The sequence below is a fragment of the Streptomyces sp. NPDC048420 genome (assembly GCF_040651535.1).
Taxonomy (GTDB): domain Bacteria; phylum Actinomycetota; class Actinomycetes; order Streptomycetales; family Streptomycetaceae; genus Streptomyces.
Genome location: NZ_JBEZKG010000004.1, coordinates 195,096 through 208,697, shown reverse-complemented (window position 1 = coordinate 208,697; position 13,602 = coordinate 195,096). Strand labels below are relative to the sequence as shown.

Annotated in this window: 21 protein-coding genes; 1 reads left to right on the top strand and 20 read right to left on the bottom strand. The window is 68.7% G+C overall.

Features of this window, described 5'->3' with window-relative positions; all coding sequences use genetic code 11:
* Positions 1-280 precede the first annotated feature (280 nt).
* Positions 281-445, top strand: coding sequence for a hypothetical protein (locus tag AB0D34_RS08425; protein WP_362658423.1), 165 nt, complete (start codon positions 281-283; stop codon positions 443-445).
* A 125-nt stretch (positions 446-570) separates the two neighbouring features.
* Here AB0D34_RS08425 and AB0D34_RS08420 read toward each other — a convergent pair whose 3' ends face one another.
* The 20 genes from AB0D34_RS08420 to AB0D34_RS08325 all read right to left on the bottom strand — a co-directional run bounded on the left by AB0D34_RS08420 (position 571) and on the right by AB0D34_RS08325 (position 13,601).
* Positions 571-1,443 carry a DNA ligase gene (locus tag AB0D34_RS08420; protein WP_362658420.1) on the bottom strand — a complete coding sequence of 291 codons (873 nt, stop codon included), beginning with the start codon at positions 1,441-1,443 and terminating at the stop codon, positions 571-573.
* Between the two features lie 258 nt (positions 1,444-1,701).
* Positions 1,702-3,381 carry a hypothetical protein gene (locus tag AB0D34_RS08415; RefSeq protein ID WP_362658418.1) on the bottom strand — a complete coding sequence of 560 codons (1,680 nt, stop codon included), beginning with the start codon at positions 3,379-3,381 and terminating at the stop codon, positions 1,702-1,704.
* A 218-nt stretch (positions 3,382-3,599) separates the two neighbouring features.
* Positions 3,600-4,082 carry a hypothetical protein gene (locus AB0D34_RS08410; RefSeq protein ID WP_362658416.1) on the bottom strand — a complete coding sequence of 161 codons (483 nt, stop codon included), beginning with the start codon at positions 4,080-4,082 and terminating at the stop codon, positions 3,600-3,602.
* Positions 4,083-4,108: 26 nt separating this feature from the next.
* Positions 4,109-4,237, bottom strand: coding sequence for a hypothetical protein (locus AB0D34_RS08405; protein ID WP_362658413.1), 129 nt, complete (start codon positions 4,235-4,237; stop codon positions 4,109-4,111).
* Positions 4,238-4,351: 114 nt separating this feature from the next.
* Positions 4,352-4,543, bottom strand: a complete 192-nt coding sequence (locus AB0D34_RS08400; protein ID WP_362658410.1) for a hypothetical protein — start codon at positions 4,541-4,543, stop codon at positions 4,352-4,354.
* A 213-nt stretch (positions 4,544-4,756) separates the two neighbouring features.
* On the bottom strand, positions 4,757-4,900 hold the full coding sequence (locus AB0D34_RS08395) for a hypothetical protein (RefSeq protein WP_362658408.1): 144 nt from the start codon (positions 4,898-4,900) through the stop codon (positions 4,757-4,759).
* Positions 4,897-5,163: a hypothetical protein gene (locus AB0D34_RS08390; RefSeq protein ID WP_362658406.1), complete on the bottom strand. Its 267-nt coding sequence runs from the start codon at positions 5,161-5,163 to the stop codon at positions 4,897-4,899. Before AB0D34_RS08390 ends, AB0D34_RS08395 begins: the two co-directional genes overlap by 4 nt.
* The gene (locus AB0D34_RS08385) at positions 5,160-5,513 is read right to left on the bottom strand and encodes a hypothetical protein (RefSeq protein WP_362658403.1); all 354 of its coding nucleotides are present in this window, start codon (positions 5,511-5,513) and stop codon (positions 5,160-5,162) included. Before AB0D34_RS08385 ends, AB0D34_RS08390 begins: the two co-directional genes overlap by 4 nt.
* Entirely contained in the window at positions 5,510-5,683 is a 174-nt protein-coding gene (locus AB0D34_RS08380; protein ID WP_362658400.1) for a hypothetical protein, read from the bottom strand. Before AB0D34_RS08380 ends, AB0D34_RS08385 begins: the two co-directional genes overlap by 4 nt.
* A 9-nt stretch (positions 5,684-5,692) precedes the next feature.
* Positions 5,693-5,962 carry a hypothetical protein gene (locus tag AB0D34_RS08375; protein WP_362658398.1) on the bottom strand — a complete coding sequence of 90 codons (270 nt, stop codon included), beginning with the start codon at positions 5,960-5,962 and terminating at the stop codon, positions 5,693-5,695.
* 355 nt (positions 5,963-6,317) lie between these two features.
* Positions 6,318-7,466 (bottom strand): hypothetical protein, encoded by a 1,149-nt coding sequence (locus tag AB0D34_RS08370; protein WP_362658396.1) that lies wholly within the window; start codon positions 7,464-7,466, stop codon positions 6,318-6,320.
* Between the two features lie 117 nt (positions 7,467-7,583).
* On the bottom strand, positions 7,584-7,913 hold the full coding sequence (locus tag AB0D34_RS08365; RefSeq protein WP_362658393.1) for a hypothetical protein: 330 nt from the start codon (positions 7,911-7,913) through the stop codon (positions 7,584-7,586).
* A 607-nt stretch (positions 7,914-8,520) separates the two neighbouring features.
* Positions 8,521-10,092, bottom strand: coding sequence for a hypothetical protein (locus AB0D34_RS08360; RefSeq protein ID WP_362658390.1), 1,572 nt, complete (start codon positions 10,090-10,092; stop codon positions 8,521-8,523).
* Between the two features lie 79 nt (positions 10,093-10,171).
* Positions 10,172-10,762 (bottom strand): hypothetical protein, encoded by a 591-nt coding sequence (locus AB0D34_RS08355; RefSeq protein WP_362658388.1) that lies wholly within the window; start codon positions 10,760-10,762, stop codon positions 10,172-10,174.
* Between the two features lie 582 nt (positions 10,763-11,344).
* Positions 11,345-11,965, bottom strand: a complete 621-nt coding sequence (locus AB0D34_RS08350) for a hypothetical protein (RefSeq protein WP_362658385.1) — start codon at positions 11,963-11,965, stop codon at positions 11,345-11,347.
* Between the two features lie 202 nt (positions 11,966-12,167).
* The gene (locus AB0D34_RS08345) at positions 12,168-12,305 is read right to left on the bottom strand and encodes a hypothetical protein (RefSeq protein WP_362658382.1); all 138 of its coding nucleotides are present in this window, start codon (positions 12,303-12,305) and stop codon (positions 12,168-12,170) included.
* A 10-nt stretch (positions 12,306-12,315) separates the two neighbouring features.
* On the bottom strand, positions 12,316-12,438 hold the full coding sequence (locus AB0D34_RS08340; protein WP_362658379.1) for a hypothetical protein: 123 nt from the start codon (positions 12,436-12,438) through the stop codon (positions 12,316-12,318).
* An 81-nt stretch (positions 12,439-12,519) separates the two neighbouring features.
* Positions 12,520-12,840, bottom strand: a complete 321-nt coding sequence (locus AB0D34_RS08335) for a hypothetical protein (RefSeq protein WP_362658376.1) — start codon at positions 12,838-12,840, stop codon at positions 12,520-12,522.
* Between the two features lie 55 nt (positions 12,841-12,895).
* Positions 12,896-13,153, bottom strand: coding sequence for a hypothetical protein (locus AB0D34_RS08330; RefSeq protein WP_362658373.1), 258 nt, complete (start codon positions 13,151-13,153; stop codon positions 12,896-12,898).
* Between the two features lie 43 nt (positions 13,154-13,196).
* Complete coding sequence (locus AB0D34_RS08325; protein WP_362658370.1) at positions 13,197-13,601, bottom strand: hypothetical protein; 405 nt, start codon at positions 13,599-13,601, stop codon at positions 13,197-13,199.
* Position 13,602: the final 1 nt, after the last annotated feature.

The window sequence follows — 13,602 nt, the reverse complement described above, 5'->3', positions numbered from 1 at the left end:
TAGCAGTGATTGTGATTTGTTTGAGCAAATACAACAGCGATGAATCTTCCCAGGTCAGAGGACACTTAAAGCTGTTTCCCTACGAAAGGGCTATGTTGTTACGACCGGTCACGATGCTGCGGCCCATTGCGGCTCGGTGCATACGGCAATCCCCACATGTAGTGCTTCCATAGAGCTAGCGATACAGCCCGCCCCAGGCACTCCCTCTCGGACACCGCGGTCCCGAGAGTTCGAGGACCGGGTGACCTGGCCCCTACGCCAGGCAGAAGGGAAGTACCGCATGGTGTGGAACGAAGGGGACCGCAAGGACGAGCAGCGCCCTTGGTGGCGAAAGGTTCGAGGAGCCTGCGTCATCACGGGGGCCGCGATGGCGGCCACCTACTGGACGCTGCGCGTTGTTGCGGCAGCGATAGAACTGCACCAGGCCGTCAGCCCCTGGCACTAGGTCCAGGCTGCTGACGGCCAGAGAGGAGGCGACGGATCCCCGAAAGATTGGCCGTCCGGAGGGGATCCGGAGCCGAAAGGCTGCATGCAGCCGTTTACACCATGACACGCTCCCAGAGCCTGCGGCTACTTCGCCCGCGTCACAGTGACCACCGCGTGCCTGGTCGTACCCGACAAGACTTCCACCACCGCGCCCACCGCGACCGCGGCGTATGGCTCGCCCCTCCCGGTGCGCGCCCGCCGGCCCGGCCCCGCGGCCGTCAGGAGCGGCGCCAGCTGTGTGGCCAGCGGAGCCGTCAGCGTCTGCGACAGTGCGACACGTCCGTCGGGGAGCCGAACGGCCAGGTGCTGCGGCCGGACGGCCGGCCCGGTGTAGCCGACGACCTCAACATCCATGGTCTCCGCGTGGCGGAGCTTGCGCCATTGCCGAGATCCCCCTTTGTACGTCGACGATCCCACCTTGATCATGAGTCCCTCGACGCCCTGCGCCTGAAGCGCCTCGTACCAGACCCGGGCCCAGTCGGCGTCCGTCGTCGTCGGCACCGACTGGATCGGCGGGCCCATGCCGTACTCCTCAAGAAGCTGATCGAGGAGCGCCCTGCGACGTACGTAAGACCAGCCTCGGGTGTCCCCGTGTTCTGGATGGTGCAGGACATCGAAGACGGCGAAGTGAGCGGGATGCCGCTCCGCGAGCAGCCGGGCCCGCGCAGGCGTCGAGTTCGCCCGTGACTGCGCCGCGCTGAAGCTGATGCGGCCGTTGATGTGGACGACTGCCTCGCCGTCGAGGACGACTCCGGCGGGGAGCCTCATGCCAGCGAGCGCCAGATCCAGCCAGACCGCGGTGACGTCCCGACCGGACCGGCTCTGCAGGCGCACGGTCTCCTCGGCGCGCCACAGCACAAGCCGGTGACCGTCGAGCTTGGGTTCGTAGTGAAGATCCTTGCCGACCGGCAGAGTCTGCACGGCCTGGGCAAGAGCGACAGAGACGGGCCAGTCCACATCTCCGAGCCTGCAGCCAATCAGCCCCGCACGCCCGGCGAGAGACTCCGCCTCCCCCTGGGGCTACCGGCCAGTAACCGACGGGCGGACACAAAACCTCCGCGGCATGCAGGGTGCGCTCCGCCTGTCGCGCGCTCCGTGGCCACCGACCGGCGGCCACGCGCTCCGGGCAGATGGGAGCAGTTCCGGGTAGCAAGAGAAGGAGAACCCCGGCCTGATGCCGGAGCACCAGGCCGGGGTTCTTGTACAGATTGGGCGTCAGTGAGTCCTCTGGGGCAGTCGCAGCCCAACCATGCCCAGAGCCTCCGAGTGGAAGCTGACTTCCATGGCGACCAACCCGTCGACGACCTGCTGGGCCGCTTCGCCGAGCTCGCGCACGGCGTCGCGGTTGTTCTTCCCGAGGATCTGCTCTACGCCATGCGCCTGCGTGATCTGCAGGTTGAGACGCACGCGACCGTCAGGTTCGCAGACCGCTGCGAACACATCCAGCTCCAGCTCGCCGGCGTACCCGCCGATGCAGTTGTTGAGCATCGCACCCCAGCGGGAGAGCGTCTCGGCATCACGGGCGACGACAAGGCTCAGACCAGGGGCTGCTTCCCGACCGTCCAGCAGGGCGGCCGTCTGCAGTGCCCATTGGTGGCGCCGGGCCTGCTTCGTGATCCGCTCGAGACGGCGGGCCGTCTCGCGTTCGTAGCGCTCACGATCGCGGGCAGCCATCAGCTCGCGCCGACGGTCCTCGATCAGACCCAACGCCTGCACGCGGAACGCCTCGTCCTTCCAGAGGTCCCAGTCAGCGGCCTGGGCCGTGCCCTCGGGAAGCAGCCGGATCTCGCGGTTGTAGTGCTCCATCTCGCGAAGGGCGTAGATCTCCTCCTGTATGACACGCTGGGCCGTGCGGCCCCGGGGGTTGTGCCAGCGCTCGATTGCGGGCAGGTCCCGGACCAGGTGCTCGAGGTCACGGGAGCCGCGGACCCGGCGCTGCCCGCGGGCAGCGATGATCTCCGGAAGGAGGTCGAGGTCACGGGTGACGGCCAAACGGTGAGCCGTGCAGTCGGCTGCATCGGCCAGCGTGCGCCGCGCCTGGTGGACGGGCTCGTTGAGGATCCGTCGCAGCACCGGCTGCGGAGTCCGGCGCAGGATCGAGCGGATGCCTCGCTGCTGCAGGGATGTGAGCGACAGCTCGCGCATCAGGCTGCGGCCGTCGGCTGTTTTCGTGGTGCGCATTGCGTCGATGAGCCAGTCCACAGGCACCAGTCCGCGGAACATGGCGAACCAGCTCAGGGTGCTGTTGTCCAGACGTTCCACCTCGCGGGCCAGCGGCCGGCGGTAGGCGCGCACGCCGAAGAGGTTCTTCGCGACCTGCGCATGGTCGTGGGCATCGAGATAGGGCAGGTAGGCGGAGGCCGGACGACCCTGCCAGCCGTCCTTGAGCAGCGGGAAGCGGTCGTTCCAGTTCGGTAGCCCGCCGATGTGTTCGCGGATCGCGGTGATCGCCTGGTCCACGGCGTTGTCGACTCCCTCGGGCTCCGGTCCTTCGAGCCGGCGGGCCAGAGGGTTGCTGCGCATCCACTGCTGCAGCGTCTCGGACAGCCCGTGGATCCAGGACTCGACCAGGGTCTCGGAGAAGACGTGGCGGGTGGTGGATTTGCCGGTGCGGCGGTCGATCTCGCGCAGGACGACGAGGTTCTTCTTGGTGCGTGCCATCGACGTGAGCTTCTCGGAGGTCCAGTAGTGGAATGCCTTGCCCGAGGCGCGCATGCGGTGCACGCGCCTGTAGAGCGAGACAGCAACGGACGTCCGGCCGTCAGGTAGAGCCCGCGCCAGGATCCTCAGACTGATGCCGGAGATCGCGCCTTCGACAGCGGCGACACCCTGCTCGGCAAGGGCGTCGTCGACATACTTGATATAGAGCAGGGCGTGCTCGGCGCGCTCAGGCATGGCGATCTCCCCCGGGAAGATGTGATGGATTCGGCAGTGAGAGCCCCGGCGCTGCTTTGCAGCGCACTGCCCGCGTCTCATCCGATTCCCTCTCCCCCAGCTCGCCCCCCTGTCAGGCCATTTGGGATCACCTTTCGATTCGAGGCCATGTCACCCGAAGGGCCTTTCGGTGGATCTCCTTCCGGCAGCGGCGGGGCTGCATCATTCGGTCGTCACGGTCAGTCGGTGCCGATGCCGGGGCACCAAACGCCGGGCCGGTCGTGCCACTCGTGGGGGTCGTGGTAATCGTCGTGGCCGCACGGCCGGCGCCCGTTCTCCTCATCGGTCGGTTCCCTGTCGGGTCCGGCGAGGTTTCGGCAAAGTACGGTCGCGTGTTCGGTATCGAGCTCCAGCGAGTACGGGCACCGCTCCTCGTCGGACATGAGGACGATCACGGTGTCGTCGTCGCCCCACAGGACATCGTTCAGGCCCCAGCGGAGATGCGTCGGGTCGTCGGCGGCCGCGAGATCATCGGCGGTCGGGGCGGCGGGCGGCATGAGTCCGGCGGCGACGGCAGCGCCCAGCCATGACTCGGCCTCGCTGACGAGGAACTGAAGGGTGCTCGGGAGGAGTTCGTCCCAGGATTCGGCGACGGTCGGCCCGTAGCCGTTGCGGTAGCGGGACTCAGCGAGCTGGACGGCTCGGGAATCGGTGTCGGTCATCAGAGGCTCCACAAGGTCACTGCGCACTATTCGAAGACAAGTTCTTCCTCGCCGGGTATTTGGTCGTCGCGGCTGTTTGTGCGGATCCGGGCCGGGATGCCGTTGAAGCGGCGTTCGCAGCCCGGCTCGTAGCCGGATGGGGTGCGGTGCTTCATCTGGCGTTTGCAGCCGCGGCACCGGGGCGGCTCACTCCACCTCAACTCCAGGGTGTTGCGGGGATCAATAGAACCCGCCACAACCCCGGGCATCGCTTCTGCTGTGACGATCAGTCAGCGGATGGGCTTCCCACCCTGGTCGCAGAGGTACGCGTAGACGTCCATCAGGTCCGCGCGTCGCGCGGGCATCAACGTCTCGATGTCGTCCCGCTCCCGTGCGCAGGGCGGGCAGAACCAGAAACTGCCCATGAGGTACGCGACGGTTTCCTGCTGCGGGTCGCCCTGGTTGGCGTTGATCTCAGACATGGCCCGATCCTTCAGCGCTGCGGCCCGGCGGCGTAGTGGTAGCAACCCTCCAGCGACTTCGCCGGCTGCTCGGCGCCGAAGGGAGGTTGCGGTCGATGGACCACCACGAGCGTTGGCGTCCAGCGGCCTCGATAACCTGGCCGTCACGGCTGGCGTTCAGGCTGAGTTGTAGTGGCGAGCGTCGCGGCCTGGATTGTCGGGGTCGGTGAGTTCTCAGCTGCCTTCCATCTGAACGCCGTCGCTGGGCGGGGTGTGGCCGGGTTCGCCGCAGTCGAAGGGCGCCATGTCGATGCCGGGGGCGGCCGCTTCGAGCGCTGTGACGGTTTTGAGGATGGCGTGGGCTTGGCGGAGTCTCACGTCCAGTCTCCGTTCAGGTATGCACGGGCTGCAGCTTCGACGTCCCGCATCCGCCCATCGGCGATGGCGTGGATGGGCGCCATGTTGTCGAGGTGTGGGTTCATGCCGACCATCCACGCGCGGGCGGTCGCCTCGCCTTCCACCTGGGCGAGCTGTTGAAGGATGCGAGCGGCGTCTGCCTGCTGCTGCGGAGTGGTGAGGCGGGCGGCGAGCCGTGGGCCGAGCTGAGCGGCCAGGAAGCCGACGGGGTCGGGGTCGCTCACGTCGGGAATACCTCCGGGTGCGCGGCCTTCCAGTCCAGCCGCCGCTTCGGGTAGATGTCGTGGTCGCGGTCCATGGCCTGTTCCAGAGACAGCGGGCCTACGGTCTGGCGGGATTCGGATCCGGGCGGGCCGGGCACGAACAGCGGACCGCACTGCCAGGTGACGACGCGATATCCCCAGTCGGTGGGCCGTTCCTTGCTGCCCCAGCTGTACGGGTCGATGTCGACGTCGATGCAGGCGGCGATGTACTTCAACTCAGGGTTGAAGCTGGTAACGACGGGGATGCGCAGCTTGGTCAGCGGGTCGTCGCGGTCGGCGTCGGTGCCGAACGGCCAGTCGGTGGTGGTCATGCTGTTCCTATCGGTTGAGGTCCGGCGGGTCCAGTCCATACGCTGCCGCGCTGGTAGGGCGGGTTGGCGTCAATCTCACCCTCGACGACGCGGCGGGCGAGCCAGCGGGCCGACTGGTACGAGGGGTTGAGGCTGACGTGGTCGAACGGGGCGGCGGTCTGGCGGGTCATGACGGTCTCCTAGTTGGCGGGCGGTTTCGGCGTCTCGGTGCGGGCCGCGTACAGGGCTTCGCGGTGCTGGGCCATGGCCTCTTCGCGGGTGCTGGCCTTGTCGACAGTGGTCTCGACGATCCGGTCGCCGAGCAGCCAGCCTTCAAGCCGCTTGTCGGGGGTGTCGTCGAAGACGGTGGTCTCGTAGGCGCGGAAGTCGACCTGGATGGTGGACACGGTCAGCGTCCACTCGTCGCCGCGCTTCACGGATGTCTGGCGGACGATTCGAGAGATACGCATCGAAGTCTCCTTACGCAGCCAGCGCAAGCTCCGCTGCGGCGAGGCAGTAGGCGGGTTGGTAGTGCGCGGGAAGGCGATCATGGCTCCTGGCAGGCCTCGGTCATCTCGGGTTCCTCAGGGTGGTGGGGCCGGTGCGCCGGGGGAGCGGGCTTCACTGGGATGCGGGCGGGATCACTCGCTCCAGCCGATCAGCCGGAACTCAGTTCCTTCACTCTCCAGCTCCTGCTTCGAGTTGAAGTGCTCCGAGGCCCAGACGAGGCGGAGGATCGCGTCTCCGTGGGACGCATGCTGGCCGTGTGGCGCCGGACCAACCGGCCGCGCGCCGCGGTGATCGTGAAAGTCATCGTGCCGCCCCTCAGTAGCCTTTGCGGGCCGCCGCGCGGGCCTGTGCTTCGGCGTCACGGGCGGGGATGGTGGCGAGGAGTTCGCCGGGGCTCGCGGCCCTGGCGAGGGACTTGGTTCGGGCGGGGTCGGCGTACAGGGTCCACACGTCGCCGCCCATACGGGGCCAGTAGGAGAGCTGCCAGAACCGGCGGTTGGCGTAGCTGATCTGCCAGGAACGCGGGCCGGACGGGTGCGCGCTCACACCGGCGGGAAGGTCCGGCAGTTCCGGCGCGGGACCGTACGCGCGGTCTATGTAGGCGAGGTGTTCGGCGGTCGGCACGATGGCGACGCGCACCGTGTGCGGCCACCGGTGCCCGTCGGGCAGCATCGGCGCCCACTCCTTCCATTGCGCCTCGCTGCTCGCGCTGCCGGTGTACGGCGCCCAGGCCGCGCCGCGCGCGTAGTTGAAGCCAAGCCGCATCAGGTGCCACCCGGCGGCGATCTTCAGCCCTTCCGTGTTCGCGCCGTCGGTGATGGCGTCCAGGTAGATCCCGGCCGGGTCGTTCTCCCGACCGGCCGCGCCCCGCTCGGTGAGCGGGATCATGTGGCGTTCCGCCGTGCTGCCCTCGGCGGTCATCAGCCGCAGAGTGGCGCCCCCACCGGCGAGCGGGTACGCCATCCGGATTTCCGCTACGGTCGGCAGGACGGCGAGCTGGCCCGCACGCATCCGCTCTAGCCGCTCGTCCATGGTGGCCGCCACCTGGGTGCGCTCGCCGCCCTCGGCGGCCATACGCCGCGCGGCGCCGTGTGCACGGGTGCCCTGGTCACGAGTTGCCGGCGCGGATGTCACGGTTGCGGCCGTCTTCTCCCGCTCGTGGGCAACCGCGCCGGCCGCCAGCGCGAGCGCGCCCTTACGGGTGGTGCTGTGGCTGCCGACCTGCCGCCGCTCGCCACCGACTTCGCGCACCATCCAAACCAACTCCGTGTTCCTGGTCACCTGGTACGCCGCATAGGTGCGCTGCGGGAACCGGAGGCCGTTGAGCGTCTCGCCGGGCAGGTCGAACAGCCAGCCGTCTACGCCGTACTCGGTTCCCTCCGGCGCACGGCCGTTGGTCGGGGTGTACCGGCGGTACGAGCGGGTGCCGATCTCCCGGACGATGCTGCGGGCCTGCGTGGTCATGCTGGGGGTTCCTCTCTCGGGTTGCTGCCGTGGTCGGGTTCGTGCTGAGTGCCCCCGGCCGGTCTCGAACCGGCCGACCCGCCCGCACTCGTCGCAGGGTCGGGGGCGCCATGAGGGTTAGAACGGGGGACAGCACAGGGGGCCGGTGCACTCGTGCGCGGCGGCCTGCGCCTGCGCTGCCTGGCGCTCGCGCTCGGCCTGATCGCTGCGCATGATGCGCCGGGCGACACACGGCGCGTTGTCGCACGTGGTGTGACCCTTCAGGGCGTCGGTGGAGTCGTCGAAGATCTCGATAAGCCCGTAGTCCTCGCACCAGCCGCACAGCGGCTCCGGGGCGTGCAGGCTCTCGCCGTCCACGCACCCGATCCAGTTGGACGAGTCGTACCAAGCGCCCTGCCCGTCGGCCTCGATCCACTCGATAACGCGCGCGCAGTGCAGGCTGATCAAGGCAGGTGTACTTCGGCTCCGGCAGCGTCAGCCGGAAGTGGTCGGCCACGGCGGCAGCGCACTGCCCGGCCTGCATGCCCGCGCTCGGCCTGGGCTTGTGCTCGTCACCAAACCCGTTGAACACGAACCGGGTTGACTCGTCGTCGGTGACCATGGCGGCCACGGCCCACAGTGCGACCGTGGGCAGGTCGTAGTGATCGGCGAACCGGCGGCCCTCCGGGGTGCGGGCGGACGGGTCGGCCACACAGTGGATCCACACCCGTGCACGCCCCGGCACGCTGCACACCAGGTACTCCGTAGGCAGCCCGCGCCACGGCTGGTCCACGTGGTGCACGATCCCGAGCGCTTCGAGCGCCTCACGGAGCATGGCGCCGGTGTGGCTGTCGTACGCGGGGCGCGTCTTGGTGAGGCTGGGGCGTGCGGTGAACGTGGACATGCGGGGTTCTCCTCGGGTTGGTTCGGGTTCCGTGGCCGTGGACGCCCCGCCCAGCTGCAGTGCGCCGTAAGGGGGTTGGGGTGTCAGGCGCCCTGGCCGGTCAGGCCGCGCGCGGTGCGATATGCAGGGATCAGGTCCCAGGTGGAGCCGAGCCGGTACCACCAGAAGAGTTCAGGAGCTGGCGCCGGTGCGGTGTTCGCGGCGGGCGCGCAAGGTCGCGGCGTGCAGCTCGGCTGCGTAGCGACAGATCATCACCCACGTTGCCCGGTTTCCGTTGGCGAGTGTGTCGCGGAAGTGGTCGGCGGCAAGCCATGCCTGACGGTCCGCCCAGTCGGCTGCCGAGCCGTCGTCCCTTCGGGCGGCGAAGTCGAGGTGCCGGGCGGCGTTCATGACCGCCATGTGGCCTTCGGGGCACAGGTCGGGCAGGCTGGTTGCGGGGTCACGGGCGAACATGTCCCCGGCGGGCGGGTTCGGGTCGAACGAGATGTCACGGTCGACGGCGTAGAAGCACGAGCGGATCTCGACGAGGTAGCGGGTGACGAGATCCCACGTGAGTTCGCTGCCGTCGCCGACGCGAGCCTTGAATGTGGCGGCGGCATGGCGGGTGAGGTGCGCGGCTGGGGCGAGGTACTGCCGGTCCCGGTGGCGGCGGAAGTCCTCCAGCCGTACGGCCGCGTCGAAGAGCATCATGTGCCCCGAGTAGGCGTGTTCCTTCAGTGACGCTCCGGGGCGTGTCTGGGCCGGGGGCTTAGGCGGCTCGGGCAGCTCCGTGTCTGCCGCCTCTCCGTCGCTGCCGACAGTTGCCTGTGCGGCGTGGGCGGCCGGGAGCGCGGGACGAGTGCCAGGCTTCCATACGATCACGCCCAGGCCGGTCTTGTGGCCGTCCTCCACGTGCCAGCCGACTTCGCGGAAGCGGTCGGCGTAGATCTTCTTCTCGACCGTCCATGTGTCCTCCTGGACCTGGGCGGCCCTCTTCGTCGCGTGCGGGTAGCGGTGCGCGTAGCGGATGTACTGACCAGCGAGGAGGATGTAGATCTTCACCATGCCCGGCATCTCGCCGGGCACTACCCAGGCACCGCGGGCCTCGTCCACGTCGAACGTTGAGGGGTCGTCTGCGTCGTACTCGTCCCGCAGGAGTGCCACCTTCAGCCGCATGTGGTGCTTCTCGGTGCCCGCGAGCACCTGGAGCGCGGCCTTCACGTCCTCGTGTTCGGAGTCCTTGGGCAGGCTGCCTTTCGTGCCGTTCGCGAACCGGCCGACCACCACCCCCTCAACCGCGTCGCTCCGGCGCCACGCCTCGTCCTGGGCCCCCTGGTCGGTAGGGCGCAGGTGGGGCAGGACGTTCGCCTGTGGTGCCGGGACCGGCCGCACCTCGACGTCGGCGACCACGGCCGGCGCGGCCTGGGAGGACGACGCGAGCGGGGGCGGCCCGGTGACGTCCGGAGCGGCGAGCACGGTGTCGCCCGTGCCGGAGCCCTCCCCAGCCGTTACCTGCTGCTCGTTCGCGGTTTCGCGGTCGATGGCGTCCATCGCGGCGAAGGCGGACGTGTCGCGGCCGGTGGTGATGGTGCCCTCGATCTGCTTGTCGCTGTAGTAGTCGAACGACTGCCACCGGGTGGGAGTGATCCGGGAGACGCGGACCGAGCGTCTGACGGATTTTCCGTCGGCGTCGGTGTACTGGTGGCTGAAGACGTAGCCGTTGCGGTCTTTGCGGTACTTGGGCCGGATGCGTTCGGTGCTCATGATCTTCTCTGGGTTCCTTGTCTGATGTGATGGGTGTGTGGGAGGCGACCGGCCGCCAGTGGGGCGGCCGGTCGCGGGGTCAGCGGGGCTCGGCGGTGAGGTCGGCCACGCGCCGCTGGTAGGCGCCCCAGACGCTTGCGGTGTCCAGGCTGGGGCCGGTGGTGTAGCCGGTGGGGGAGGATGTGTGGGCCCACGTGCCGTGTGCGGTGACGACTTCCCGGTATTCGGTGCGGCTGGCCGGGTGGGATGCGATGGTGATCCACTGCGCGCCGGCCAGGGACGGATAGGCCGCCAGGTGGGCGGCGACGGCCGATGCCATGGCGTCGGCGGCGGCCGCCGGGTCGGTGATGTCGGCGGGCGCCTCGGTGAAGTCGCCGTGCACGTGGCGGGTGTTGAAATCGTCGGTGATCACAGCACTGATGCCGAACAGTCCGGCCAGCGGCACGTCATAGCCGGACACGGCGCGGCGGTCAGTGTAGGAGTGCGCGTCGATCCACACGCCCGGCTGGCCCGCAGCGGTGGTCACCAGGGAGGCACCAGGCAGGGAACGCCAGGGCTTGACCACGCGGAAGGAGACACCGTGCGCCGTCAGCGCGGCCGTGAGGATCGCGCCGGTGCGCTCGGCAGCGGCGGGGGCGGTCTTGCTCAGGTCGTGGGGCCAGGAAGTCATGGTGTACCTCTCATACCGATGGGGTGTGGGTGGGGCTGAGTGCGTGCGGCCCGGCTCGACCGGGCAACCGGCCTACCGGGCGGCGCGGGTGGATCAGAGGAGCGGTGCGTCCTGGTCCGTGCAAAGGGGCGGGGATCAGACCGGCGCTGATCGCCATACGGCGCTCGGGGCTCACCCGCCGCTGAGGGCACGCGGGGGCCGTGCCTCTGGGGTGGGGGCGGCCCGACCGGCCGCAGCCTCCGCCGTGGCCTCCGTGCGCGCGGTCTCGGCCGTCTCCTGCTCCTGGTGGCCTCCACCTCGACCGGCGCGGCCTCCGTCTGCCCGAGGGTGCCGCCCGCGCCGTTGCGGTACTCCGACGGGGCCGGAGCCTCGGGGCGTTGCCGTCGTGCAGCTCGGCGACCGCCGCGATGCGGGCCGCCTTGCCGCGCGCCGTGCACGGGTCCTCATGCCCTGAAGACCAGACCGGATCAGCTCCGCTGATCAGGCAGAAAAAGAGAGACCCCCGCCCGGCGAGCATCATGCTCAGCCGACGGGGGCTCCGCGGAATTCACCTGCCGACGCCCAGAGGTGAGCCCCAGTCGGTTACGGCTGGATGCTGCCGTCCGGCACGAGAATCGTGATCTGGTCCTGGCACAGCTGCTGGCCGCCGTTCGAGAAGAGACCACTTAGGCTTCCTGCGTCCGTGCCTTCCTGGTCGGGCCCGATCTTCAACCGACTCCTGTCGTGCGGGTCGCCGGTGTAGCTCGGCTTCGAGGGGTCGATGGGCTGGACCGTGCAGCGCAGCCGCTCCAGCCGCGGCGTCCGGTCCGCTTCGTGCGGATCGATGATCCGGACCGTGATGTCGTTGGCGAAGGTCTTCTGGGACCAGAGGAAGCCCGTCGGCCTCTGCTCCTGGGTGGTCACCATGCCGTGCACGACGACGCCCCGGTCCTGGACCGTCGTGTAGTCGTAGCTGATGTCGTACGAATACTCCGAGGCGGTCGTGGCCCTGTAGTAGCTGCCGTCGGCACGCTCGACGAGCTTCTGAACGGGGTCCGCGGCGTAGACGATCTTCGTGTTGGCCATGACGGCACGGTCCTGGGTTTCCCGGCTTCTCAACTGGTTGCCCCAGATGACCAGGCTCGCGACCAGGACGGCGATGGCCGCGATCGCGATCGCCCAGCCGCGAAGGAACGAGCGCCTGCGTAGGGGGATGTTGTACATGGTGGTGGTCTCTCTCTTTCTGCTGGTGCTCAGGTAGTTCCGAGATCGCTGCGCACGCGCAGCCGCTTGGCGAAGAAGCGGCCTCGATGTCGAAGTGGCCCTGATGCAGCTGGTAGAGCGCAGGGCAGCCGGGCCCGGAGACCCAGGCCTGGATCGCTTCCGGGAAGAGGGCTCTGCCCTCCCAGGCGAGGTGCCAGGCCTGTCAGTAGTGAACGAGCTTCTGGAGTTTCATCTCGGTCCACGCCGGCCGGTCGGGCTCGGCTGCGGCGCGCTTCTGCAGGATGTACTCGGCGACGTCGAAGGCGGATGTCAGGGACTCGGCCACCGCTTCACCTGTCATCTCGCTCTGGTCACCACCAGTGCCGGAACAGGTAGTCACCGCGCGGCAGTTCGCAGCGGCGGATCAGATCGGCCAGGACCAGCCGCAGCGACGGCGAGAAGGCACGATCGGCGAAGAACCGGTCCTCGAACACGGCGTTCTCAAGGTCTTGCGTCGACGGCGGGTTCGCCTCGACGGTGGCTGGTGTGTTTTCGTCGGTGATCCGGATGCTCAGTCAGTAGTCCAGCTCCGTCATGCCGGTCTTGAAGGCGCTCTCGCCGGTGCGGGAGTCCCAGCCCAGGTAGATCTCGGCGCTATCGAGGTCGCCGAGTGCCTGCAGGTAGTCCCCGTCGGAGGTGAGCTCGTAGAGCTTCACGCTGTCATTGCCGATGTGCTCGTCGTCCCGCTGGCATCCGCGCAGCGAGCTGTACTGCTTGCCGTAGACGCGCTCGGCGATGGCCTCGATCGCAATGTGTCCGTTCTCGACGGTCACAAGATCAGCGTGCGGTTCCAGCGTGTAGACGCTGCGGAGCGTGTATTCGGGTGCATCAGGCATGACCGGGCGCCTCTGTGCGGTTCGGAGATGGTTGCGGGGACGAGCCCCTACAGGCTCAGTGCTCGCCTCGCAGGAGGTCCGCCAAGGCCTGAGCATGGGCGTTCTTCGCTTGTTCAACGGCAGCCTGCTCCTGGAGGGAGTGGATCTCCTCCCCCGCCTGGATGCGCTCGTCGACGGCGTCCATGGCGAGAATGGCGGCAGCGAGTTCGAGCCGGGCGTCCGCCACGCGGCGCTTCAGTTCGGGGTGCCGCTCGGACATCACGCCCAGCCGGTAGACGGCGTCGACCTTCTGCTCTTCACCGACGGTGGACACAGCGGAACTCGCCTTCTGCTGGGTGGTGTTGAGGGGCGTGGCGTCAGACCTGGGCCGGTACTCCGGCGAGGTCGATCCTCCGGCCGCGGGCCAGCTCGGCGGCCGGGACGACGATGCGGTAGCCGCCGACCGGGTAGCTCGGGTGGGTCGAGAACACCACGGCGCACATCCAGGAACCGGAGTGGCGCTTACGGGGCACGGGCTCCTCCTCGACGCCGTCGGGCAGAGCGTCCTTCCGGAACTCGATCGGCACTACGACGACGCGATAGGACTGGTTCGTGCGCGGCGGCTCCCAGGGCAGCTCGACGAGTAGGTCCCTGGGCCACTCTTCGATGGTCACGGGCAGGGTGGACAGGTAGTGGTTCGTCGAGCCATCGGGTGCCTGGGCCAGCCGAGCCCGCTCCTGTTCTTCGGTCTCGATGAAGCCGATGCGGCTGAGGAAGCTCATG

Bases quoted from the DNA above. Each gene is read 5' to 3' on its own strand.
- AB0D34_RS08405 (WP_362658413.1), bottom strand. From the start codon at position 4,237: ATGAAGCACCGCACCCCATCCGGCTACGAGCCGGGCTGCGAACGCCGC.
- AB0D34_RS08370 (WP_362658396.1), bottom strand. From the start codon at position 7,466: ATGACCACGCAGGCCCGCAGCATCGTCCGGGAGATCGGCACCCGCTCG.
- AB0D34_RS08400 (WP_362658410.1), bottom strand. From the start codon at position 4,543: ATGTCTGAGATCAACGCCAACCAGGGCGACCCGCAGCAGGAAACCGTC.
- AB0D34_RS08355 (WP_362658388.1), bottom strand. From the start codon at position 10,762: ATGACTTCCTGGCCCCACGACCTGAGCAAGACCGCCCCCGCCGCTGCC.
- AB0D34_RS08410 (WP_362658416.1), bottom strand. From the start codon at position 4,082: ATGACCGACACCGATTCCCGAGCCGTCCAGCTCGCTGAGTCCCGCTAC.
- AB0D34_RS08350 (WP_362658385.1), bottom strand. From the start codon at position 11,965: ATGTACAACATCCCCCTACGCAGGCGCTCGTTCCTTCGCGGCTGGGCG.
- AB0D34_RS08335 (WP_362658376.1), bottom strand. From the start codon at position 12,840: ATGCCTGATGCACCCGAATACACGCTCCGCAGCGTCTACACGCTGGAA.
- AB0D34_RS08345 (WP_362658382.1), bottom strand. From the start codon at position 12,305: ATGACAGGTGAAGCGGTGGCCGAGTCCCTGACATCCGCCTTCGACGTC.
- AB0D34_RS08385 (WP_362658403.1), bottom strand. From the start codon at position 5,513: ATGACCACCACCGACTGGCCGTTCGGCACCGACGCCGACCGCGACGAC.
- AB0D34_RS08325 (WP_362658370.1), bottom strand. From the start codon at position 13,601: ATGAGCTTCCTCAGCCGCATCGGCTTCATCGAGACCGAAGAACAGGAG.
- AB0D34_RS08375 (WP_362658398.1), bottom strand. From the start codon at position 5,962: ATGCGTATCTCTCGAATCGTCCGCCAGACATCCGTGAAGCGCGGCGAC.
- AB0D34_RS08380 (WP_362658400.1), bottom strand. From the start codon at position 5,683: ATGACCCGCCAGACCGCCGCCCCGTTCGACCACGTCAGCCTCAACCCC.
- AB0D34_RS08415 (WP_362658418.1), bottom strand. From the start codon at position 3,381: ATGCCTGAGCGCGCCGAGCACGCCCTGCTCTATATCAAGTATGTCGAC.
- AB0D34_RS08425 (WP_362658423.1), top strand. From the start codon at position 281: ATGGTGTGGAACGAAGGGGACCGCAAGGACGAGCAGCGCCCTTGGTGG.
- AB0D34_RS08360 (WP_362658390.1), bottom strand. From the start codon at position 10,092: ATGAGCACCGAACGCATCCGGCCCAAGTACCGCAAAGACCGCAACGGC.